At 37.5% G+C, this 22,052-nt stretch carries 17 protein-coding genes; 5 read left to right on the top strand and 12 right to left on the bottom strand.

Going from position 1 to position 22,052, the window contains the following annotated elements; translation table 11 throughout:
• Positions 1-6 precede the first annotated feature (6 nt).
• Both CLW00_RS02045 and CLW00_RS02040 read right to left on the bottom strand, forming a co-directional pair.
• Positions 7-2,430 (bottom strand): glycoside hydrolase family 31 protein, encoded by a 2,424-nt coding sequence (locus CLW00_RS02045; protein WP_106131967.1) that lies wholly within the window; start codon positions 2,428-2,430, stop codon positions 7-9.
• 207 nt (positions 2,431-2,637) lie between these two features.
• Complete coding sequence (locus CLW00_RS02040) at positions 2,638-3,669, bottom strand: LacI family DNA-binding transcriptional regulator (protein ID WP_106131966.1); 1,032 nt, start codon at positions 3,667-3,669, stop codon at positions 2,638-2,640.
• Positions 3,670-4,017: 348 nt separating this feature from the next.
• On the opposite strand from CLW00_RS02040, the gene CLW00_RS02035 reads away from it, so the two are divergent.
• The 4 genes from CLW00_RS02035 to CLW00_RS02020 all read left to right on the top strand — a co-directional run bounded on the left by CLW00_RS02035 (position 4,018) and on the right by CLW00_RS02020 (position 10,709).
• The gene (locus CLW00_RS02035; RefSeq protein ID WP_106131965.1) at positions 4,018-5,058 is read left to right on the top strand and encodes a SusE domain-containing protein; all 1,041 of its coding nucleotides are present in this window, start codon (positions 4,018-4,020) and stop codon (positions 5,056-5,058) included.
• Positions 5,059-5,192: 134 nt separating this feature from the next.
• Positions 5,193-7,991 carry an alpha-amylase family glycosyl hydrolase gene (locus CLW00_RS02030; RefSeq protein WP_106131964.1) on the top strand — a complete coding sequence of 933 codons (2,799 nt, stop codon included), beginning with the start codon at positions 5,193-5,195 and terminating at the stop codon, positions 7,989-7,991.
• A 35-nt stretch (positions 7,992-8,026) separates the two neighbouring features.
• The gene (gene fbaA, locus CLW00_RS02025; RefSeq protein WP_106131963.1) at positions 8,027-9,088 is read left to right on the top strand and encodes a class II fructose-bisphosphate aldolase; all 1,062 of its coding nucleotides are present in this window, start codon (positions 8,027-8,029) and stop codon (positions 9,086-9,088) included.
• Positions 9,089-9,158: 70 nt separating this feature from the next.
• Positions 9,159-10,709 carry an alpha-amylase family glycosyl hydrolase gene (locus tag CLW00_RS02020; RefSeq protein ID WP_106131962.1) on the top strand — a complete coding sequence of 517 codons (1,551 nt, stop codon included), beginning with the start codon at positions 9,159-9,161 and terminating at the stop codon, positions 10,707-10,709.
• A gap of 144 nt (positions 10,710-10,853) precedes the next feature.
• Here the strand turns inward: CLW00_RS02020 and pfkA are convergent, their stop codons facing one another.
• Positions 10,854-11,840: a 6-phosphofructokinase gene (pfkA, locus tag CLW00_RS02015; protein ID WP_106131961.1), complete on the bottom strand. Its 987-nt coding sequence runs from the start codon at positions 11,838-11,840 to the stop codon at positions 10,854-10,856.
• Positions 11,830-12,213, bottom strand: a complete 384-nt coding sequence (locus tag CLW00_RS02010; protein WP_106131960.1) for a methylglyoxal synthase — start codon at positions 12,211-12,213, stop codon at positions 11,830-11,832. Before CLW00_RS02010 ends, pfkA begins: the two co-directional genes overlap by 11 nt.
• Before the next feature lie 413 nt (positions 12,214-12,626).
• Here CLW00_RS02010 and mscL point away from each other — a divergent pair, with 413 nt between their 5' ends.
• Complete coding sequence (gene mscL / locus CLW00_RS02005; RefSeq protein ID WP_106131959.1) at positions 12,627-13,040, top strand: large-conductance mechanosensitive channel protein MscL; 414 nt, start codon at positions 12,627-12,629, stop codon at positions 13,038-13,040.
• 112 nt (positions 13,041-13,152) lie between these two features.
• Here the strand turns inward: mscL and CLW00_RS02000 are convergent, their stop codons facing one another.
• The 8 genes from CLW00_RS02000 to CLW00_RS01965 all read right to left on the bottom strand — a co-directional run bounded on the left by CLW00_RS02000 (position 13,153) and on the right by CLW00_RS01965 (position 22,002).
• The gene (locus tag CLW00_RS02000; protein WP_106132218.1) at positions 13,153-13,605 is read right to left on the bottom strand and encodes a Spy/CpxP family protein refolding chaperone; all 453 of its coding nucleotides are present in this window, start codon (positions 13,603-13,605) and stop codon (positions 13,153-13,155) included.
• An 8-nt stretch (positions 13,606-13,613) separates the two neighbouring features.
• On the bottom strand, positions 13,614-13,994 hold the full coding sequence (locus CLW00_RS01995; protein ID WP_106131958.1) for a hypothetical protein: 381 nt from the start codon (positions 13,992-13,994) through the stop codon (positions 13,614-13,616).
• Positions 13,995-14,027: 33 nt separating this feature from the next.
• Positions 14,028-14,576 (bottom strand): RNA polymerase sigma factor, encoded by a 549-nt coding sequence (locus CLW00_RS01990; RefSeq protein WP_106131957.1) that lies wholly within the window; start codon positions 14,574-14,576, stop codon positions 14,028-14,030.
• Between the two features lie 119 nt (positions 14,577-14,695).
• On the bottom strand, positions 14,696-15,619 hold the full coding sequence (locus tag CLW00_RS01985) for a universal stress protein (RefSeq protein WP_106131956.1): 924 nt from the start codon (positions 15,617-15,619) through the stop codon (positions 14,696-14,698).
• A gap of 544 nt (positions 15,620-16,163) precedes the next feature.
• The gene (locus CLW00_RS01980; protein ID WP_106131955.1) at positions 16,164-17,642 is read right to left on the bottom strand and encodes an oligosaccharide flippase family protein; all 1,479 of its coding nucleotides are present in this window, start codon (positions 17,640-17,642) and stop codon (positions 16,164-16,166) included.
• 36 nt (positions 17,643-17,678) lie between these two features.
• Positions 17,679-18,524 carry an FkbM family methyltransferase gene (locus CLW00_RS01975; protein ID WP_106131954.1) on the bottom strand — a complete coding sequence of 282 codons (846 nt, stop codon included), beginning with the start codon at positions 18,522-18,524 and terminating at the stop codon, positions 17,679-17,681.
• Between the two features lie 9 nt (positions 18,525-18,533).
• Positions 18,534-19,580 carry a glycosyltransferase family 4 protein gene (locus CLW00_RS01970; protein WP_106131953.1) on the bottom strand — a complete coding sequence of 349 codons (1,047 nt, stop codon included), beginning with the start codon at positions 19,578-19,580 and terminating at the stop codon, positions 18,534-18,536.
• A complete protein-coding gene (locus tag CLW00_RS01965; protein WP_106131952.1) occupies positions 19,567-22,002 on the bottom strand; it encodes a YfhO family protein in 2,436 nt (811 codons plus the stop codon). Before CLW00_RS01965 ends, CLW00_RS01970 begins: the two co-directional genes overlap by 14 nt.
• Positions 22,003-22,052 lie beyond the last annotated feature (50 nt).

The following is a 22,052-nucleotide window of genomic DNA, read 5'->3' as shown; positions in this document are numbered from 1 at the left end:
GGTTTATCAGGAGAATTTTATTTCAAATTCATCCCTGAGATGATCGAAACTAAAGGTGTCAATATTACTGTTTTCGTGGTATTCATGAAGATGGTCCGGAAGTGGATCAAATTCAGTAAGTCTTCCTAAGAAAGCGATATTTTGCTTCTCAGCTTTCATTTCACCAAAACCACCACTGGCTTTTTCTGAGTCGAATCCATGACAGAAGACCATGATTTTTGAAAATGAGCTTGAATATTCACCTTGGCCTTCTTCAAATCTTAATGTCATGTTATCGCTATCCCAATGAATATTTCTCGAAAAGCTTATGCCGTTTTTATAATTGAAGCTTTTGCCGTCATCTTCATAGTGAAGATAAGTGGTCTGACCTTTTCCTTTGTAAAGATGAATTCTCAAAGCACCATCGTGAACTTCTCCTGTATGGTATATTTCAGATTGTAGGACCAAAATAGATCCAGCTTTGACAAATACAGGCAAGTAAGAGGTAGGACAATCCTGATAAATAACTTGACTGCCATGATGGAATTGGGAATTGTAGAGGTAATACCAATCTCCAGCTGGCAAGTACACTTTGGTGATTTCCTTCGTGCTTTCCACTGGCGCTATCAGTAAACTATCACAGAAGATATACTCATTTTGAAAAGAAGATTCATAAATGTTTTCGTCATGAGGATGATCTATAGCCAAACTTTTGGATAGAGGGAGCCCATCAAGAGTACTTTTATAAAAACTTGAATATATAGTAGGTAAAAGCTTGTATCTTAGCTTCATATAATTTCTTGAAATTTCCTCTACTTCTTCTCCAAAACTCCACGGCTCGGCATCGTTTGAATTGATCATCGAATGTGCTCTGTAGAAAGGAGAAAAGGTTGCAATACTCATCCATCTGGCAAAGAGGCTTTTGCTTGCCTCACCAGCAAATCCACCTACATCATATCCAGCAAAAGACACACCGCTCAATCCAAGACTATTCACCAAGCGCACTCCAGCGAGCATATGGTCTTCGGTAGCCACATTATCTCCAGTCCAAGCTGCTGCAAATCTTTGAATCCCCGAGAATCCTGATCTAGTAAGAATGAAAGGTCTTTCACCAGGTCTTTGTAACCTACTTCCTTCATTGGCACTTCTTGCCATTTGCATTCCATAGATATTTCTTGCTTTTCGATGGCTGACATCCTCTCCTTCATAGGAAAAGTCAATCAAATTTGGAGTGTGTTGCCCCCAAGAAGCCGGTTCATTCATGTCTGTCCAATATCCATCTACACCTGCTTCTTTGTAGAACTCCATTTTTTCAGCCCACCACTTTCTTGTTTCTGGTTTGGTATAGTCAGGAAAAGCGCACCAGCCAGGCCAGACTTGACCCTCGTAAACTTCACCATCAGGATATTTTACAAAAAGGTCTTTTTCTAGACCTTCATCAAAAGGGAGATATCCTTTTTCGGTTTTTACTCCTGGATCCATGATGACAACTACTTTGAATCCCTTCTCTTTAAGCTTTGTAATCATGGCTTTTGGATTCGGGAATTTCTCTCCATCAAAAGTGAAAACCTTATATTTTTCCATATGATGGATATCAAGATAAATCACATCAGCAGGCATCTTTTTGTCTCTGAATGTTTGTGCCAATGTCAGGACTTCCGACTCAGGGTAATATGAATACCGGCATTGCTGAAAACCTAGAGACCACATAGGAGGCATTTCCATTTTCCCTGTCAAGTCAGTATATGCTGAAATTATTTGGGAAATGCTTTCATCATACATGAAGTAATAGTCCAGGTCTCCATCTTCAGCTGAAAAATAAATAAACCTATTGGTAGAAGCTCCAAAATTGAATGTTGTCTTGTGCGTATTGTCAAAAAAGATACCGTAGGATAAATTATTTTGAACACCTATATAGAAAGGAATTGACATATATAATGGGTCGTCATTGACCCCATATGCAAAATAATCGGTGTTCCAATTTGTATAAGCACTTCCTGCACGGTTCAGTCCACCTGTCTTTTCACCAAGACCAATAAATTTCTCATTTGGTTGAACAGATTTATAGTTTGTTACTTCCGTGCCAAGCCAAGAAACAGCAAAGGCTGCGTCATCTTTATTTATTATTCTGTCATCGAGGGTGAGGTAGGTTAGGGAGAAGGGATAAAGTTGGATATGAACTTTGATTTTTTTGGTTTTTAAAAGCAAGAAATCCTCATTTTCTTCTATGATATAGTGAGTTTCCTGAGGCTCCATCACAACAGAATAAGGGTTTGTGCTAAAGCAATCTTCACGACTGACTTGTATCCTAATGATATCATCTCTGAAGACTGTTATCTGAAAATTGGCAACTGAGGTGCTGCCGCTTAACCCGAGCTTTTCTTTTTTCCAAAACTGAACATCACCAATAGCAAGATTCCGGTTATTGTTTTTCTTAATCAATGTGGCCATTTAATTCACGGTGTTTGTGACGTAAAGAGGTATATAAACTTATGTGATCGAGCTAATTTATAAAGTTAATCTTTAGTAAAAAATGCAGATAAATGCAATATAGCCCATTTTTAAGGTGTTTTGTTGAGAAGATTTGGCTTATTTGAATTAATGAACGCTATTCAAACGATTGCATAAAAAAGTTAATTTTTTGGTAAAATTTTTAAATTATAATCTTACAGAGGACTTTCTTATCAACAACTCAGTGTCTAGTACAACGTGAACTGGCTCTTTTTGATAATCCTTTTTCTTGTCAATCATTTCCAAAAGCATGGTGATGGCCGTTTCACCTATTTTGAATCCTGGTTGGGAAACAGTGGAAAGAGGAGGGTCGATCATGGAAGAGAACTGCCAGTTGGAATAACCCACTAAGCCCACATCTTCAGGAATGCGTAGGTTTATAGATTTGAGTGCCATCATTGCGCCGGCCGCTACGATGTCATGGTGAGCAAAAATCGCATCAGGTCGGTTTTCTGGATTATCGAACAAAACAATTGTAACATCAAAGCTTTCCTTTTCGGTACCGGCCGCACATTCGACTATAAGGCTTTCATCAGGTGTAATTCCCCCATCTAGGAGGGCTTGAATGTAGCCTTCTTTTCTTTTTTTACTGATTGCTAAATTTTTTGGCCCAGCGAGGTGCACAATTTTTTTATAACCCTGAGAAATTAGATGGGTCACCGCTTGGTACGCTCCCTCAAAATCGTTTACAGTTACATTGACTGCATTTGATATTTCTGGTAACCTGTCAAAAAAAACAATGGGAAACTCAAGATCCATCAATTTGCTGAAGTGCTCAAAATCAGTGGTCTCTTTCGAATAACTTACCAATAGACCATCGATTTGGTTCGATAGCATGGTATCAATGCTACTCTTTTCACGGTCTAGCCTCTCGTTGGTTTGACATAAAATCACATTATAATTGTTCGCAAATGCAACTTCCTCAATCCCACTTATGACTGTAGAGAAGAAAAAATGAACCACCTCTGGAATGATCACCCCAATAGTAAAGGATTTACTTTTTCTGAGACTTAGAGCAACGGCATTGGGTCGGTAGTTTAATTTATCGGCAAGCTCTTTTACTTTTCTTTTGGTCTCATCACTGATTCCAGGATAGTCTTTTAGAGCTCTGGATACTGTTGATGATGAAACATTTAATTCTCTTGCGATATCCTTTATAGTAGCTTGTCCTAATTTCATAAAAATTATATTATTCTTATATTTTAAATATAGGTTATAAAAACTCAATTTGGTTAAAAGGTGATTATTAAATTTTAATGATTAACGATCAAAAAAATAAATGAGGTTCAATTTCGTTAAAAAAAAATTTTTTGTGCAATCGTTTGCGGCGACGTTTGCATGCGTTTTTTTGCTTAAAATCTAACTTAGACACTTGCTTATACCTTCCTAATTCTCTAATATTTCCATACGATAGATACCAAATACAAGTAATGAAAGCCTGTTTATTCACTCGTAATGGTAATATTTAAATAAAAAATTAAACAAAAATTACACAATCTGAAACAATAAATACCAAAACAATTAACTATGAGAGTACTTTCTAAATTCCTAGGATTAGCTTTCGCGCTTCCTTTGCTGTTATCATGTGGTGAAATGGATTTGCCACCTGTCATTCAACAAACACCTTCATCCATTACCAGTCCTGCTGCAGGTTCAAGTATAGTTCTTGATCAGTCAGAGGCTGAGCAAATGTTGATCTTCGAGGTTTCACGTGCTGATTTCGGTACAACTGGTGAAGTGACGCATACCATAGAAATCGATAGGGCTGGTAATAATTTCGCAAGTCCGGTAAGCGTAGGTGCTTCCACTACCACTACTGTAGAAGTGAAAATCGGTGAGCTCAATAGAAGGGTATTGGCTCAAGGAGTAGAAGGAGGAACTGCAGGACAGGTTGAATTCAGGGTGAGAGCCATGATTGACAAGTCAATGAGAGATATCGTGGGCAGTCCGGTAGCCATCAGTGTGACTCCTTTTTCTGACGCTGTAGACCTTCCGATATTGAGAGTTCCAGGTGATTATCAAAACTGGAATCCAGGCAATGACAACACAGTGATTTCTTCTTTAAACTCAGATGATGTTTATGAGGGATACCTTCATATTCTAGGTGGTTCAGGCGAATTTAAATTTATCACTGGACCAGTATGGGATGAGTACCCTGATTTTGGAATGGGTGCTGAAGGAGAATTAGATTCTGATGGAGGAAATATCAAGATTCCAGGTGACTTTGGAACTTACAGGGTAATGGCAGATTTGAACAACCTAACTTATGAACTTGAAAGAGTAGGAATATGGGGTATTATAGGTGATGCCACTGCAGGTGGTTGGGACTCTGAAACTCCAATGACCTTCGACGCAGCTGAAAATATCTTGAAAATAACCGCTGATTTGGTAGAAGGAGAAATGAAATTTAGAACCCAATCATGGGATAATAATTTTGGACTTAGTGATGATGAAGGAGTGCTTTCACACGATGGTCCAAATATTCCAATTGGTGAAGATGGAAATTATACCATCACTTTGGATTTTAAAACCCCTGGAAGTGTGAAGTATACCATTGAAATGAATTGATTTTATTAAAAACTAAACAAAAAAGTACCGGTTTTTTCTGGTACTTTTTTGTTTAGTCAATATTTCCAGCAATGTAATAAGCTTATATTTGATAAGTTCAATATCAAAGATTGATTACCTTCTTTAAGAATACCATGAAGTATATTTATTCTATTTTAAGTGTCTTTTTATTTATTTTCCTGATTGCTTTTGAAACCACAGCACAGGTAACGACAATCCCTTCATTTCCTAGGGCTGATCAAGACATTAAAATCATTTATGATGCCAGTAAGGGTGCCACTGGATTACAAGACGCTACGGCTGTTTATGTTCATATTGGAGCAGTACTGGCAGGTCCAAATTCCAGCACATGGGCCAATGTTCCCTTTGAGTGGGGCACAGCCAATCCTGATGCACTAATGACCAAAGTAGAAGGAGAAGACACGATTTGGGAATGGGAGCTAAACCCAAATGATTTTTTTGATTTGAATGAGGGGGAAATAATATATAGGCTTGGAATAGTTTTTAGGAATGCTGATGGGACAAGGGAAGGAAAAACAGAGACCAACCAAGATTTTTTTATTGATTTGAGCCAAGGTTTTCAGGTTGTTTTTACAAGACCTTCTTCATCTTCTATTATTCTTGGAATAGGGGAGAGTGAAGAAATCAGAATTATTTCATCTGAAGAGGCGGAGCTTTCACTTTCTGTCAATGGAGATGAAGTTGCTTCTGCCGATAATGCCTCTGAGTTAGCTTACACATTTACAGCCATAGCAGAAGGGACATTTGAAATAGAGGCAAAAGCCTCCAAAGGAGCTGAAGAAGATAGTGCCAATCTAACCATTTCTGTGGTAGGCGCAAGTCCACAAATCCCTCTTCCAGCAGGTGCTATCAAAGGAATAAACTATGTTTCCGATACTGAAGTAATTCTCGTATTAGAAGCTCCAGGAAAGAGAAACGCATTTGTGATTGGAGACTTCAATGACTGGCAAATACGTGGAGATTATCAGATGAATCAGACACCAGATAGTGAATTGTTTTGGTTTAAGCTTAGCGGTCTGACTCCCGAAGAAGAATACATTTTTCAATATTTAGTTGATGGCACATTAAGAATTGGTGACCCATATGCAGATAAAGTGTCAGATCCTTTTCATGACAATGAGATTATTCAGCAAAATAGGTATCCTGATCTCAAGCCATATCCTGATGGCAAAACTGAGTTTCAAGCCACTTTTTTGCAGACAGCCCAGAAACCATATGAATGGAAGTACCTTGATTACAATAAACCTGCTCCAGAAGAATTGGTTGTGTATGAATTGTTAGTCAGAGATTTTGATGAGAGAAGGACATTCAAAGCAGTAATTGAGCGCTTGGATTACCTAAAAGAGCTTGGCATCAATGCCATAGAATTGTTACCGATAAAGGAATTCGAAGGGAATCTTTCTTGGGGTTATAATCCATCTTTCTTCTTTGCGGTAGATAAGTTTTACGGCACCAAAAACCATCTTAAAGAACTTATAGATGAGGCACATAAAAGGGATATGGTGGTAATTGCGGACATGGTTCTCAACCATGCATTCGGCCAAAATCCTTTTGTGAGGTTATACAATGATGGTGATTATGGCGCACCTACAGAAGATAACCCTTGGCTCAATAGAGTAGCCAAGCACCCATTTAATGTGGGGTATGACTTCAATCATGAAAGTCCATATACTCAGGCTTTTGTAGACACGGTCAATAATTATTGGCTTACTGAATACAAAATTGATGGATATAGGTTTGATTTAAGTAAAGGTTTTACACAGGTTAATTCTGGTGGAGATGTTGGTTTTTGGAGTCAGAGAGACGAGTCGAGGATTGCGATTTGGAAGAACATTTATGATAGACTTAAGGAAAAACACCCTGATGCTTACGTGATATTAGAGCATTTTGCAGATAATTCTGAAGAAAGAGAGCTTGCAGATTATGGTATGATGTTCTGGGGCAATCTGAATAATGATTTTCGGGAGATTGCTAAAGGTGCAAATAGGAATTTTGATTGGGGGTATTATCAGACAAGAGGTTGGGCAAAAAATAACCTGATTGCCTACATGGAAAGCCATGATGAGGAAAGAACGATGTGGGAGTCTTTGACTAGTGGTCAAACCTCACCAGTGAATATACGGCAGCTGAAAAATGCTGTAAACCGTAATCAACTGATGGCAGCATTCTTTTTTAGTATCCCAGGTCCAAAAATGTTGTGGCAATTTGAGGAGTTTGGGTATGACCTGGAGTTGAATAATGACAGACTGGGAATCAAACCAACCCGTTGGGAATATTTGGATGATCCAGAAAGGCAAAGGCTTTTTAGGTTATATAAGGCTATGATAAACCTGAAAAATGACCATAATGCTTTTAACAATCCCGAAAATGCAGAACTTAATCTAAGTCAGGCGGTCAAATCAATTCTGCTTAAGGACGGGAATTTTGAAGTGGTTTTACACGGTAATTTTGCATTGACTACGGCAAACAATGTTTCACTTGATTTTCCAAGGGCCGGTAAATGGTACAATTACTTCACTGGAGAAGAAATCGAGGTGACAGGTACCTCAAAAACCTTTAGGCTTAGGGCCAACGAATTTTTACTTTTCACAAGTGAACCATTAGAAATGCCAGAAGGAGAAATACTTATGGAAGAATTGATCACATCAATAGATAAGGAGGAAGTAGATCTATCAAGTTTTAAAATTTTTCCTGTCCCCGCTTCTAATCAGATCAATGTCAATTTCCCAAAAGATCTTAATCAGTTCAATTACAGAATTATAGATGTTACCGGTGCTGTACTTTCGGAAGGGAGTCATTTAACAGGTGGGGACAATTTACAGGTTGATATAAGGGAATTTAAAGCAGGTCTTTATATCTTTGAAGTCTTTGATAGTCGTAAGGTTCTCAGAAAGAGATTTATCAAACATTAATCAACCTTATTAATTAACCTTTTTACTAAACAATCATGAAATTCAAACCTGGAGTTAAGTTCGGTGAAGAACTCAAAGACTTATTGGATTACGCAAAAGAAAGCGAGTTTGCGATGCCAGCTGTAAATGTAATCAATACAAGTACAATCAATGGTGTACTCGAAACAGCTAAAAAAGTCAATTCACCTGTAATTATACAATTTTCGAATGGTGGCGCCCAGTTCTATGCTGGAAAGGGATTGGGTAATGAAAATCAAATAGGAGCAATAGCTGGGTCTGTTTCAGGTGCATTGCATGTACACAAGATGGCGGAAGCTTATGGAGTTCCTGTGATTTTGCATACAGATCATTGTGCCAAAAAACTTCTCCCTTGGATAGATGGTGTCTTTGAAGAAGGCAAAGCATTTTACGAAGCCAATAAAAAACCACTTTTTAGTTCTCACATGCTTGACCTTTCGGAAGAGTCGGTAGAGGAAAATATAGAGATTTCAGTTGATTACTTCAAGAAGTTCAGCAAGCTAGGAATGGCTATTGAAATAGAACTTGGTATCACTGGAGGTGAAGAAGACGGTGTAGACAACACAGATGTAGATAGCTCAAAACTATATACCCAGCCAGAGGAAGTAGCATATGCTTATGAAAACTTAAAGCAAGTAGGTGAATTGTTTACAGTAGCAGCTTCTTTTGGTAATGTACACGGTGTCTACAAGCCTGGAAATGTTAGTTTGAAACCTACAATTTTGCGAGATTCTCAAGAGTACATCTCTAAAAAATACAATACGGGAAGTAAGCCAGTTTACTTTGTGTTCCACGGTGGATCCGGCTCTACCGTAGAAGAAATTAGAGAAGCAAATGGATACGGTTCTATCAAAATGAATATTGATACTGATCAGCAGTGGGCTTTCTGGGAAGGTATCAAAAACTACTACCAGTCTAAAGAAGCATATCTGCAGACTCAGCTTGGTAGCCCAGATGGAGACGACAGTCCTAATAAGAAATATTATGACCCTAGGGTTTGGTTGAGAAAAGGTGAAGAAACCTTTATCAAAAGGCTAGAGTTGGCTTTTGACATGCTAAATGCAATTGATAGAAACTAATCATAGACTTAATTGAAAAAGAAAAAGTCACTTGCGAGTGACTTTTTCTTTTTATTACAACCTTTTTAAAATGAGAAAAAATATTTACCAGATAATCATACTGATTTTGTTAATATCAGCAGCCTGTACTGGACAATCAGGCAATAAAGTTGAAAATCATTGGCCTCATGCAGGTGTTACCTATGAAATCTTTATCCAATCTTTCTATGATACTGATGGAGATGGGATCGGTGACATCAAAGGTGTAATTAAAAAATTGGATCACGTAAAAGAGCTTGGTGCAAATGCCATATGGTTTATGCCAATTATGCCTTCTCCAAGTTATCATAAGTACGATGTAACTGATTACAAAGACGTACATCCAGACTATGGGACTTTGGATGAATTCAAGGAACTTATCAAAGAAGCTCATAAAAGAGATGTCAAGATTGTTATTGATATGATTATCAATCATACCAGCAATGAACATCCTTGGTTTCTTGAATCACAGAAAAGCAGAGATAATCCATATAGAGACTTTTATGTGTGGGCACAAAAGGATACAATAGCTGATTACATCAACAAAAAGACAATCACACTGGATTCAGATAATATTCAGCAATGGCATGATCCAGGTTTTGGGGAAGATTTTTACTATGGATTTTTCTATGGAGGTATGCCAGACCTCAATTTTGATAATCCTAATGTAAGGGAGGAGATTTACGATATTGGGAGATTTTGGCTTGAAGAAGTTGGTGTCGACGGGTTTAGGTTAGATGCAGCCAAGCATATTTTTCCGGATGATAGACCTGAAGATAATCATGAGTTCTGGAGAGAGTTTAGAGAAAAAATGGAGGCTGTTAAGCCAGATGTTTATTTGGTAGGAGAAGTATATGATATGAAGGAGATCGTTGCTCCTTACCTTCCAGGGCTTCCGGCACTTTTCAATTTTGATTTTCATTACACTTTATTGGAAAGCTATGAAAAAGAAGACGGAATGATACTTGCCAAAAAGCAGAAAGAAGTTTTGGATTTCTATCAAGACATCACTGATGAATTTATCGATGCAACATTTTCATCTAATCATGACCAACCAAGATTGCTTAATTCTCTGAATGAAAACCCAAGAAAATTGAAGCAGGCGATCAATATTCTTATGACAATGCCAGGAGCGCCATTTTTGTATTATGGAGAAGAGATTGGAATGCTGGGGAAAAAGCCAGACGAATATATCAGAGAACCATACCTATGGGATATAGAAGCCAATGATAAAGGGCGTGCAACATGGATTGAACCAAGGTATTCAATGGATGAGACAGTCACCCCTCTTGCCATACAAAAATCTATGAGTACAAGCTACTTTAACCATTATAGAGAAATTATCAATTTGAGAAATTCAAATCGGGCATTGGCACTGGGTAAATTGGAGCTTTACGAGGGAAGCCTTGCGAAACCTTTGATGGCGTATTTCAGAATCCATGAGGATCAAAACGTATTCGTAGTTCATAATCTGAGTGATATTGAACAAAAACTTGAAATTCCAGATGGATATGACCAAATTTTATTTCATTATGGTGGTGCTGGTACAGATAATAAATCAATTTACTTACCAGCTTATTCCAGTATTGTAATTGAAAAGTAAGCTTGAATTCGATATTTGTCTTAAAATTGGCGGCAGTAAATGCCATTTACTTTTATAGACTATTTTCTTACTTGATTTATTATTAAACAAAAAAGCCTTTGAGTTTATAGACTCAAAGGCTTTTTTAATTAATAGTTTTGAAATTTAGGTAGATAGGATTTTTGCAACTCTAAAATCATCTTCATCCACTTCTTTGTCCCCCAAGATTGCTTTTGCAATGGGAGTATATACTACCTTGTTGTTGATGACACCGGCCATCACATCATACTTGCCATGAATCAAACCTTCTACCGCTGCGACTCCCAATTTGCTGGCCAACACTCTATCTGAGGAGGAGGGAGCTCCACCACGCTGTAGGTGACCAAGAATAGTTACCTTTATATCGTAATAAGGTAGCTGTTTTTTGATTTTTTCAGCGATTTCTGTCGCACCTCCGCTTTTCCCACCTTCAGCAACAATCACAATGTTTGAGGTCTTCATTGCTTTAGTTCGGGCTTTGAGCCTTTCTATCAACCTTTCAATTGGCATTTTCTTTTCTGGAATAAGGGTAGCAGCAGCTGCACTTCCTATTCCGGCATTGATGGCGATAAATCCGGCATCTCTGCCCATTACTTCCACAAAGAACAGTCTATCATGAGATGTGGCGGTATCCCTAATCTTGTCAATAGCCTGAATGGCAGTATTACAAGCAGTATCAAATCCTATGGTCAAGTCAGTACCTGCAAGGTCATTGTCTATGGTTCCCGGCAAACCTATTGCAGGGATGCCATATTCCTTATAAAACAAATGGGCGCCAGTGAGTGAACCATCTCCTCCAATAACAACCAAAGCATCTATTCCATGCTTTTTTAAATTATCATAGGCTTTTTTTCTTCCTTCTTCTGTTCTGAATTCAGCACTTCTTGCAGACTTTAGAAAAGTACCTCCTCTTTCCAACACATGGGCAATATTTTTGGATTCAAGTTTTTTAATTTCGTTTTGAATCATGCCTTCATATCCACGGTAGATACCAAACATTTCCAAATTATAGTAAAAACCAGCTCTTACTACTGCACGAATAGCGGCATTCATCCCAGGTGCGTCACCTCCTGAGGTAAGTACAGCGATTCTCTTTATAGTTTTATTTTCCATCAAAGTCTTTTGTTAATTGTTCGAACATTAAGTTTGCAGCTGCCGGATTGGTAGCTAGAGGAATATTGTGGACATCACATATTCGCATAAGCATTTGAACATCAGGTTCATGTGGGTGTTTGTCCAAAGGGTCTCTGAAGAAAATTACCATTGCAAGTTCCTTCTGCGCAGCCATTGAGGCAATTTGTGCATCACCTCCCATTGGGCCGGATAGTAATTTGATTACTTTATATCCTGCCTTTTCTATATGTGAACCTGTGGTTCCAGTAGCCACTAGGTCAATATCGGCATGGTGTAATTGGCTTTTGAAGCCGCTTAAAAAATGCACCATGTCGGCTTTTTTCCCATCGTGGGCGATTAGGGCAATTTTCATACAATTGATTAATAGGTTTGAGCCCGTAAGTTATAAAATTTTCAGACTTCATTTTTGGCAAAGGGTTAATTCTTCTTGAAATTGTAAATGAATAATTAATGATTTGGTTATTTTGAATGAGATTCAAAATACAATAAAGTGGATAAAAGAAATCCGTAGAATTAGTATAAAAGTTTTTCCCAAAATAGTGAGCTTAATTTACAATATCCTGCCGCTAACTCAATAATTTAATTTTTTTTTAAAATATTTAAGAATTCAATTTGTATCAAATTACCTAGGCAGAAAACGGGATAAATTCAGAACACAAAATTTTGTTTTACATAAAAGTAATACCACAACTTTTTTTTATTATTTTGCCAACAATTATTTTATTTAAACCATTACATTTTATTTATAATCTTAACACTTTATTTATGAGCTTAATCAAGGAGTTTAAAGAATTTGCGATGCGAGGCAATGTCGTAGATTTAGCTGTTGCCGTGGTCATAGGAGGAGCATTTGGCAGGATTGTTACCTCTTTTGTCAATGACATTATCATGCCACCCATTGGAATTGCCTTAGGTGGTGTTGATTTTAAGGATTTGGGCTATGTATTAAGAGATGCTTATATAAGTGAAGGGGGAGAGGAAATGGCTCCTGTTACCTTGAGTTATGGAAATTTTATCCAAAATGTGGTTGATTTTGTCATCATCGCTTTTGTGATTTTTATGGTGATCCAAGGAATCAATAGATTGAAAAAGAAAAAAGAAGAGGCTCCTGCAGCACCGGCCGCACCACCAAAATCTGAAGTATTATTAGAAGAAATCAGAGATTTGTTGAAAAAATAGTCATCCTAAAAAAAGCAGCTTTAAGCTGCTTTTTTTATTGTATTTGATTTTCTCACTGATAGAATTACGTATAAATAAATTAGCTGTTATCAAAACTGTGTACAAAGAAATATTATTTATTCCTCCCTTCACCTCTGTTTCTACCCTGATTCATTCTATATAACTGACGGGTAAATTGTCGATTGACGTCATGAAGCTTGACGGCTTGAGAGGAAGAAATTACATCCTGTATTTCAGTCATGAATTTCTTCTCCATATCCAACATTTGTTGTTGTTTGGTAAGTCTTTCATTGACAAGCTCCCTTGCTTCGGAGTCTGAAATCGGAGTATTCGCCTTTCGATTGAGAGAGGAAATTTCATCCATCATTTTTGACCTTTTCTCTTGGTATTGATTGTACAAAGGCCAGAATTTTTCAGCTTGTTCGGGTTTGAGGTCAATTCTGTTTGTAATAAAAGCAACCCTAGCAGATTCAAGTTTTTCTCTATCGTAGCTTCTTTCTGGTCTTTGGCCATAAGTAGCCAAAGAAATCAAAAGAAATATGATTATTAAATTTATCTTTTTCATATCAGTTATTAATACCATAATTCATCATCGGTTTCATCTTCAAAATATTCATAGGAACTCCATTCCTGTTCAATCATTTGATCCAATAAGTCATCAGGATTATCTATAAATGCCAGAATATCTTCAGCTTGCCAATGGTCAGAATCTATATACAACTCTATTTCATTTTCCATCTGTACACTTTGATACAAACTGTTTTCAGTTTTTTCGCTAGGAATGAAAAAATAGATCAGCCCGAAAACTACAGCTGCTGCAGCAGCATATTTGGCTGCAATCATGTATATGGTCTTGGCTTGACCTTTTTTCCTTTCCAGGATTTTCTCAGGTAAGGTTTCAAAGTAACCCTCAGGTGTTTTGAATATATCTTTTTTTGGAAGGTTTTCTAGCATAACATTCTTTAGACAGTATTATAGACCAATGGTTTATCCATCTTTCAATTCATTTTCAAGTTTTTTTACCGCATGGTGGTAACTTGCTTTTAATCCACCCACTGATGTTTCAGTAATTTGACTGATCTCCTCATAGCTCAAATCTTCATAGAACCTTAGGTTGAAAACCAACCGCTGTTTTTCCGGTAAAGCTAAAAGTGCTTTTTGAAGTTTCTTTTCAATGGCGTCTCCATCGACCAAAGGTGAACTGTCCACATATTTTTTCATAACTTCCTCATGATCTTCAATACTTGCGAAAAACCTTCGTTTCTTTTTTTGAAGAAAATTCAGGCTTTCGTTGGTTGCTATTCGGTATAGCCAAGTAAATAAGGAAGACTTCCCATTGAATTTATGAAGATTTTTATAAGCCTTTATAAAGGTGATTTGAGTAATATCATCGGCATCTTCATGAATTAACACCATTTTTCTAGCTATGCTATAGACCCTTTTTTGATACATTTCGATCAATAACCTGAAACCTTTTTCTTTGGTCTCAGGATGTTGAATTAAATTCAAAAGGTCTAAATCACTCAATGATATCATTGCGTCTTTGACAAGTAGAAAAGGAGAGGGTTTAATCTGTATTCTAAAATAAAGCTATAATGCTGTCTTTTGACAAAAAAGGCAAAAAAAAACAGGACCTTAAGTCCTGTTCGATTCTTTTAAATTTCCAATATATAGTCCAGAATACCGGCATTTTTGCCTTTTGGCCTGGTAACCAACAAAGGAAATTGGTCATTTAGTTGTATCAGACGCTCAGCCATACTACCAATAAAAAGAGCCGTAGCTGCAGTTCGTCCTTTGGCGCCTATGATAATACCATCAGCACTGATTTCTTTAGCTTTGGCCAAAATATCTTCAACCGGATCATCATCTTCGTCTTGGGTATAGACAGGAGTGATATTTATACCCTTGGTATCGATTTTACGGATAAACTTTTTGAAATTGATTTCGGCATGCATTTCCATAATACCGGTGAATTCTTTATAACTCTTTCCTGTAAAATGGTAACCTGAAGGAACTGTAAAAACATTTTGACAGACAATTTCAGCTTGATTTCCGTATTTTTCTACAATTAAAATAGCCTCTTCTAAAGCATCTTTAGAATAATCAGAAAAATCTGATGGTACTAAAAGTTTGTCTATTTTAGGCTTCGAATGCTCAGGAATGATCAAAAGAGAACATGAAGCTCGTCTGGCTAGTCTTTGAGATACTACTCCTGTCCCAGGCAAATTCACTTTTCTACCGACGATAATCATGTCTGCAGATTTTTCATGAGCGAGTTTGAGCACTTTTTTTGAAAGCTGACCTTCTTTAACCACAAAAGAAAACTCAGCAGTGTCTTTTTCCCCGTAGGCTTTATCCACCACGGCTTTCATTTGACCTTTTCTTTCCTCTACCATATTGTCTATCAGGTTTGGGAATTCCTCTAGCACATCCTTTGGGATGTTAAGGTTCCTGATTACATTGGTGAAGTAGATCTTTTTTGTTTGATTTACTTTTGATATGAAAGAAGCAAACCTGACTAAGGTTTCGTCCATTTCACTTCTGTCAAGGCAAACGATCAGTTTTTTAATTTCGTACATGGTTATAGTGCAGATTCTTGTTGCAAAAATAAACGATTAGATCTATGAAAAATAGATGTTTGAGAAATATTATTTTGAAGATTCACAATTATTTTTTTTAAATCAATAATTTATTTCGAGAATTGATTGAATTATGAGTTTGAATCATCTTTTGGTAAGAATTCTTACGGAAGCAAAGTTTTTCAAATTTATTTTACGCAATAAAATTAGTATTAATAAAGCTCCGACAAAATGTTTTTTGGTTGAATTCCCAAGCTTTATGATTTTAGGTAAATATTTATCACATTCTCTAAATTGGTGCATGTTTAGCGGTTTACAGATGTGAACGATTGCTATTTAAATCCGTATATTTGTGCAAGCTCAGGTCGTTGACATGTTCCAACTTCACAATTAAATTACAATACCGAGTGAAGCCCTTTCCAAAAACAGGCCTCATCCATTCCCTTTCGGGTAAGGACCTCGTATCTTAGGATTCAGGATAACAGTGGAAGTTTGCGGATTTAAGGCAGCTCAAATCTTGTCGATAAAGAGGTTTGGTAACACTCTAAGGCCTGAGCCTTTTTATTTTTTCAAATAATTGTTCCTGACTTTTTGATGCAATTTTCAAGAAATACACCCCAATCAAATATACAATCGTGATTGTTGAGGATCTGATTACAATATCTATAATTCCTGAGTCTATTCCCCTGAAAAGGAAAAATTGAAGCCCAAAAGTAAATAGTCCAAGCATAGAGATTTTTAAGATATCCCATGAAAATGGATCAAAACCAAGGCGGAATTTGACATAAAAATATTTAATAAGATTGTATAAGAGCATGGCAACAAAAGAAGCTACAGCGGCACCTTCTATTCCATAAGCAGGGATTAAAAATAAATTGAGGGTGATGACAGCGATACTCATCAATATCGTAGCGGTGATATTGAAAACATAATATTTTGAATACACTATAATTTCACCATTTACCGAAAAGAGGATGTCCGTGATTTTTCCCAGACCAATCCAAAATACTACCCATTTACCCGCTTCATAGATTTCATTATTTGGCACAAAATGATAAAGGTTATGGATATTAGACCAAACTCCCAAAAAAAGCAATAGACAGATTAAGGTCTGATGAACAGCAACCTCCTTGTATAGTTTATTTATTTTGTCGCTTTCGCCGGTGCTGAAGTGCTCGGCAATGACTGGCATCACCACTTGAGAAATGGCTCTTCTTGGCATTTCAATGACTATTGCGATTGAAAACGCTATGGTATAAATGGCATTTGCCTCTAAACCAATCAAAGAGGTAACCATCAAGCTGTCAATTTTCATGATCAAAAGCGAACCGGTGGTTCCAAGTAAAGTAATCAGGCTGTATTTCAAAAACTCCTGAATAAAACCTTCCGGGAAGTTCCCAAAATCAAATGTTAACTTGAAAATTTGATTGCTTTTCATATAAAGGATCATGCCGATCAGGGTGCTGAGGTAAACTATAGCCAAACCCCACATCAGCCAATCAAAAGTGATCAATTGAGTCAGATAGGTCAAGATCAATAAGGCTACCAGTAGTCTAAGTATTACCTCTCTGAAAAATGTAGGAATGGCTATTTTGAGGAAAGACCTGCAAAATGCATCTAATACGGAGTTTAGAACAGAGAAAAACGTAATGAATAAAACCACCCCAAAGAAATCAATTACTTCAGGCGAATTGGTGGCAAAAGCAGCCACTAAAGTTTCTCTAAAAGCAAAAAAGAGTATTGAGAGGATCGAAAAGCCTACCAAACTTACCATCAGACTCATGGAGAAGAAGGCAAATTGTTGGGCTTTGACTTTTGGGTAAAACCGTGTTATGCCATTTCCAATACCCAGTTGTGCAAAAGGTACAAATAGCAAAGCCATATCCTGAATGGTCCTGAAGAGTCCGATTTGATCTGGATCGAGGGCATAGGGCAGGAGCCAAAGCACATTGAAGTAACCAATCAACACTCCTATGTAGGAGGAGATTGTGGTCAAAATACTTTGCTTGGCTACAGTTTTCATTTTAAGTAAAAATAGACATTGTGTGTGAAATAAAAATTATGCGTTTGGAAGAGCTACAATATTCACAAATGAATCTGTTACAGTATTAATTTTAGCCAACCTGCCTCTTAGTCCAATCTTATAAAATTCATATCCAAAACCATCTAAAAAATCCAAAATATCCTGAGGCTGATATCCTCCTGCTATGCAGGCCTCTTCATTGATTTCGATCATCCATTTTGGCTTAAATTTCTGAATGGTCGATTTAGCACCTTTCAGTACCTGCAACTCCGCACCTTCGACATCCAGTTTGATGAACTCTACTTTTTCGACGCCAAGTCCTTCAAGTTCCTTGTCTAATGTGCTTAAGGTTATTTCTTGAATGAGTACAGAATGTGATGAAGTGGGAAACATGGTGTTGACCCCTTCATTATCACCTGGTTTACCATAAAGTTGAAGTTTGCCAGGAGTATCTGACAAGCCTTTTTTTATTGGAAAAAACACATTGCTATAGCTAGGATTCAGGGATATATTTTCCTCGAAAGCTTCAAATATTTGGTCCATCGGTTCAAATGAAATCACCTTACCTTGTCTACCCACTTTTCGTGCTGCCCATAAACTGTACTCTCCTTGATTTGCCCCAATATCTATGACCGTATTTCCCTGACTAACCATTTTTTCCAAAACAAAAATGGGAGCCCAGTCATGTGCTCCTCTCCAATAAATCGCTGCCCCCATAGACTTGGAAATATCTACTTTCAAAGTAATTCCTCTGAAGGAAAAAGTACGGGCCGTATTTTTCGAATCATTTGTAGTGAAAAGATGCCTTAGAAATTGTACAATGAAGAACCCTCCGGGAACACGAAACAATTGTCTAGATAGGTTTGCTGCTATTTTTTCCATTGTAAAATCTTAATGAGGCAAAACACTGAAAAGCTGATTCTTTCTATTTTGTAGGGAATACCGTTCAATAATCCGCTCACGGATTTCTTGTCTTTCTTCCAATGTAGCTTCATTACCCATGATTTTTCTCAGCATCTTTTCCAACAGGTTGATATCTCTTTTGTATAAGACATGACCATGATTCCCTACAATAGTAGGGAGTTCATTCACAGCAGATACTACAGGAATACAACCGCAAAGCATTGCCTCACACAGGGCACAGCCAAATCCTTCAAACACCGATAGCTGAAAATAGAAAGTGCTTTTTTGGAATTCTTGAAGAAGTCTTTCTCGCGGAATTTTTCCCAGAAACACCAAATTTGATAATTGACCATTTAGTCCTTCAGGCTTTTGCATGCCTGCAATCTTAAAATGACAATCGGGAAATCTTCTCGCCAATTCAATAATCAAATCAGCTCCTTTTAAGATGTATTGTTCCTCTGAAAGCACAGCTATAAAACTCTTTCCCTCTTTTTTGAGCTCTGGACTAATTTGCCAATACTGAGTATCGAAACCATTTGCGATGACTTGATAAGGTGTGCGGATTGTGGGGAAATGGTGTGCAAAACCATTTGGCAGCGGCGACTGCTGACGATAGAAGTCACTACTTGTTCTTACCAAAGATTCACTTACTGGAAGTAATAAAGTGGCCCACTCATAGGATTTTTTGCAAAACCATTTAAGAAAGGGTATTCTTAAACTACCATAATTCAGTTCAGGTATGGAGGCACAATCTGTTCCATGCAGGATGATGTAGGTAGGTTTGCCGAATATTTTCCCAAATAAAGTTGGCAAAAATGACCAATACCCACCAAAATGAATCAAAATGAACCGGCATTCTCCAATTGAAAATAGCAAATGGAAAAACTGGAAAATAAGGTAAAGAGGAGCAAGTTCCTTTTTTTTCCAGTCATATTGATTTATTACCAACTCATAGCGTGATGAAAGGATCTGAATGTCCTGAAGAATAAAGGATTGAAAGGAAGGAACAACTATCAGTGCTTTAGGCTTGACCATCGGCGGAAGGTTTTCTGAAAGTCATGAAAATACTTCCCAAAAGCAGCAACACTACTAGGTATTGAAATATAACCACAAAGATTTTGGTCGAGTAGTAAGAAGAAGGTTCAAAAGTCATTTTCACCACTGATTTGCCTTCTGGTACTACTATTCCCCTAAGGAGGTAATTGGTCCTTATGATACTTGCCGGTTGATCATTGATGGTCGCTTTCCATCCTTTTGGATAAAATATTTCAGAAAAAACCAATAACCCTGCTTTCTGTGCATCTACATTATATTCCAAAGTGCCAGGCTCATTTTTACTTAAATCCACAGCACCGGAACCCGCGAAAACATTGTCAAATTCATTACCATTGATTGTAGCTTTCCTTTTTGTGTCAAGTGTTTGGATAGCTTGAATTTCCTCATCATTGGATTTTACAATCATGATTTCCTCTGGAAACCATGCTGGGCCATTGGCTTCAGGATTTTGGAAAACTGCATTCTCAGCTCTTCCAGCCATTATATATTTGGTATTGAGCATGTTAAGCACACTCAGTTCCATCCAGCTGAATTCACCTTCTTGGGCTTTTGCTACGAAATTCTGAATCTCAGGATTTAGAGCGTTTTCAATCAATTCTTGATACCTTTTCATTTTCGCTCCGTGATACCCGCCTATTGAATTGAAATAATAACTGGTCCTGGCCTCGTTGAAAGGATTATTGATGTTCAATACCCTGAAGTAATCATTGTCTCTAAGAATGGTCTCATCTGCCGGAGTTTTTGCAAAAAACTGTTCTGCAGGACTGTATTGGTAGTCATCTTCATTCAAAAAGAGTTTGTTTATCGTCCAAAGGTCAATGATGACAATCAGAGCAAGCCCTAAGCCTAAAACAGAAGTGGAAATTTTTTCTACCACAGCTGCCCATACCAAGCCTGCGGCTATTAGTATCATTACAAAGCTTTTTAAGGCACTGGATTTTAGAATAGCCTTTCTATCTTCTTTTAAGGCTTCAACCAGCCATTCAGGAAAATTGTCATCGAATGGCGCCCTTAAGTTAAAAGCACCGGCAAATAGCCAAAATAACAAAGCTAAGCCTCCACTGACTCCAAAAGCAATTGCTAAGGATTTGATGGCTGCTTTTCTTTCTTTGCCTCTAAATAGATACTCCAGTCCTAGCGCTCCCAAAACTGGAATAGCAAAAAGACTGATACTTAGCGCCATGGTTACTGCCCTGAACTTGTTGTATCCGGACAGGTAATCAAATAAGAAATAGTTGAGGCCTTGGAAATTTTTACCCCAAGCCAAAATAATCCCAATCAATGCAATTGCTAGAAAAATACCTTTGTAGGGCTTGGGAGCAAACAAAATTCCAAGAATAAAGAGAAAAAGCATGATGGCACTTCCGTAAATTGGCCCACCGGTACCAGGCTGATCTCCCCAGTATTTTCTGGCATAATCAATATTGTCTTTTACCTGAGCCACCTCAATATTATTGTTGCGAAGTACTCTCTCCGTTTCAGGATCTTTCGGAAAAGACTTGGTACTTCCAGGTCCATACAGGTTTGGAACCAAAAGCGTTAAGGTTTCCATTTTTCCTTGTGACCAATTGAATGCATAGTCCTTGTCGAGTCCATCTTGAGAACTTTTTTGACTGCTTAGATTGGTTTGACCTCTAGTAGAATATGTGCCATATTCCAGCACTGTGAGAAATCTACTCAGATTACCTCCTACAGCTAAGATGAGGCCTACCAACAATATGGCTACTGTTTTTCCAAAATCAGGAAGTTCATTATGTTTAAGGCTTTGTACTATCCTGCCAATACCATATACCAGTACGATGATGACCGTATAGTAGGTGATTTGGAGGTGATTGAACTTGAGTTGTAGTAGTAGTCCAAAAGCAAACAGGGCTAGTCCAAGTAGTTTTTTGCCTTCAAAGGCAATGTGGATTCCGGCCAAAATCAATGGAATAAGGCAAATTGCCCAAATTTTGGCGTTATGACCGGCATCCAAACTGATGATGTGGAAAGTATTGAATGCAAAAGCCACCGCTGAGGCAATGGAAAATTCTGGCCTGACCTTAAAGGAAAGCAGCAGTATATACATGGAAACCATCCCAAAAAACAAAGAGTTGACGGGGTGGGGAAGGCCTAAAGTGATCACTTTTGTGATGAAATTGGTGATGTCACCAGGAACCTCAAAACTCACCAAATATGCAGGCATTCCTCCAAAAAGCCTGTTTGTCCAAAGCGCCTCTTCGCCTGTTTCAGCTCTATGGTCCAAGATCTCTTTTGCAGCTCCTTCCCATTGTAGAATATCATATTGAAAGATAATTTTCCCTTCAAATACTGCAGGGGAGAAATAAAAAAGGACAATCAAATAAAAAATGGCGATGCCTATAAAATGGGGTAGAACTTCTTTTTTGAGGTTGGAGTGCATTTTGGAAAGATTACTCAGTGTCAGAATAAGTGCAAATTAGAAATAATTGC

The sequence above is a fragment of the Mongoliibacter ruber genome (genome assembly GCF_003003005.1).
Classification (GTDB): domain Bacteria; phylum Bacteroidota; class Bacteroidia; order Cytophagales; family Cyclobacteriaceae; genus Mongoliibacter; species Mongoliibacter ruber.
Note: the sequence above shows the minus strand (reverse complement) of the source record. Positions and strands in the feature narration are given on the sequence as shown.

Excerpts from the sequence above, each read along its gene's own strand:
- CLW00_RS01970 (WP_106131953.1), bottom strand. The coding sequence starts at position 19,580 with ATGGTCAAGCCTAAAGCACTGATAGTTGTTCCTTCCTTTCAATCCTTT.
- CLW00_RS01990 (WP_106131957.1), bottom strand. The coding sequence starts at position 14,576 with ATGATATCATTGAGTGATTTAGACCTTTTGAATTTAATTCAACATCCT.
- mscL (WP_106131959.1), top strand. The coding sequence starts at position 12,627 with ATGAGCTTAATCAAGGAGTTTAAAGAATTTGCGATGCGAGGCAATGTC.
- CLW00_RS01980 (WP_106131955.1), bottom strand. The coding sequence starts at position 17,642 with ATGAAAACTGTAGCCAAGCAAAGTATTTTGACCACAATCTCCTCCTAC.
- fbaA (WP_106131963.1), top strand. The coding sequence starts at position 8,027 with ATGAAATTCAAACCTGGAGTTAAGTTCGGTGAAGAACTCAAAGACTTA.
- CLW00_RS01995 (WP_106131958.1), bottom strand. The coding sequence starts at position 13,994 with ATGCTAGAAAACCTTCCAAAAAAAGATATATTCAAAACACCTGAGGGT.
- pfkA (WP_106131961.1), bottom strand. The coding sequence starts at position 11,840 with ATGGAAAATAAAACTATAAAGAGAATCGCTGTACTTACCTCAGGAGGT.
- CLW00_RS02040 (WP_106131966.1), bottom strand. The coding sequence starts at position 3,669 with ATGAAATTAGGACAAGCTACTATAAAGGATATCGCAAGAGAATTAAAT.
- CLW00_RS02020 (WP_106131962.1), top strand. The coding sequence starts at position 9,159 with ATGAGAAAAAATATTTACCAGATAATCATACTGATTTTGTTAATATCA.
- CLW00_RS02000 (WP_106132218.1), bottom strand. The coding sequence starts at position 13,605 with ATGAAAAAGATAAATTTAATAATCATATTTCTTTTGATTTCTTTGGCT.
- CLW00_RS02045 (WP_106131967.1), bottom strand. The coding sequence starts at position 2,430 with ATGGCCACATTGATTAAGAAAAACAATAACCGGAATCTTGCTATTGGT.
- CLW00_RS02035 (WP_106131965.1), top strand. The coding sequence starts at position 4,018 with ATGAGAGTACTTTCTAAATTCCTAGGATTAGCTTTCGCGCTTCCTTTG.
- CLW00_RS02010 (WP_106131960.1), bottom strand. The coding sequence starts at position 12,213 with ATGAAAATTGCCCTAATCGCCCACGATGGGAAAAAAGCCGACATGGTG.
- CLW00_RS01965 (WP_106131952.1), bottom strand. The coding sequence starts at position 22,002 with ATGCACTCCAACCTCAAAAAAGAAGTTCTACCCCATTTTATAGGCATC.
- CLW00_RS02030 (WP_106131964.1), top strand. The coding sequence starts at position 5,193 with ATGAAGTATATTTATTCTATTTTAAGTGTCTTTTTATTTATTTTCCTG.
- CLW00_RS01985 (WP_106131956.1), bottom strand. The coding sequence starts at position 15,619 with ATGTACGAAATTAAAAAACTGATCGTTTGCCTTGACAGAAGTGAAATG.
- CLW00_RS01975 (WP_106131954.1), bottom strand. The coding sequence starts at position 18,524 with ATGGAAAAAATAGCAGCAAACCTATCTAGACAATTGTTTCGTGTTCCC.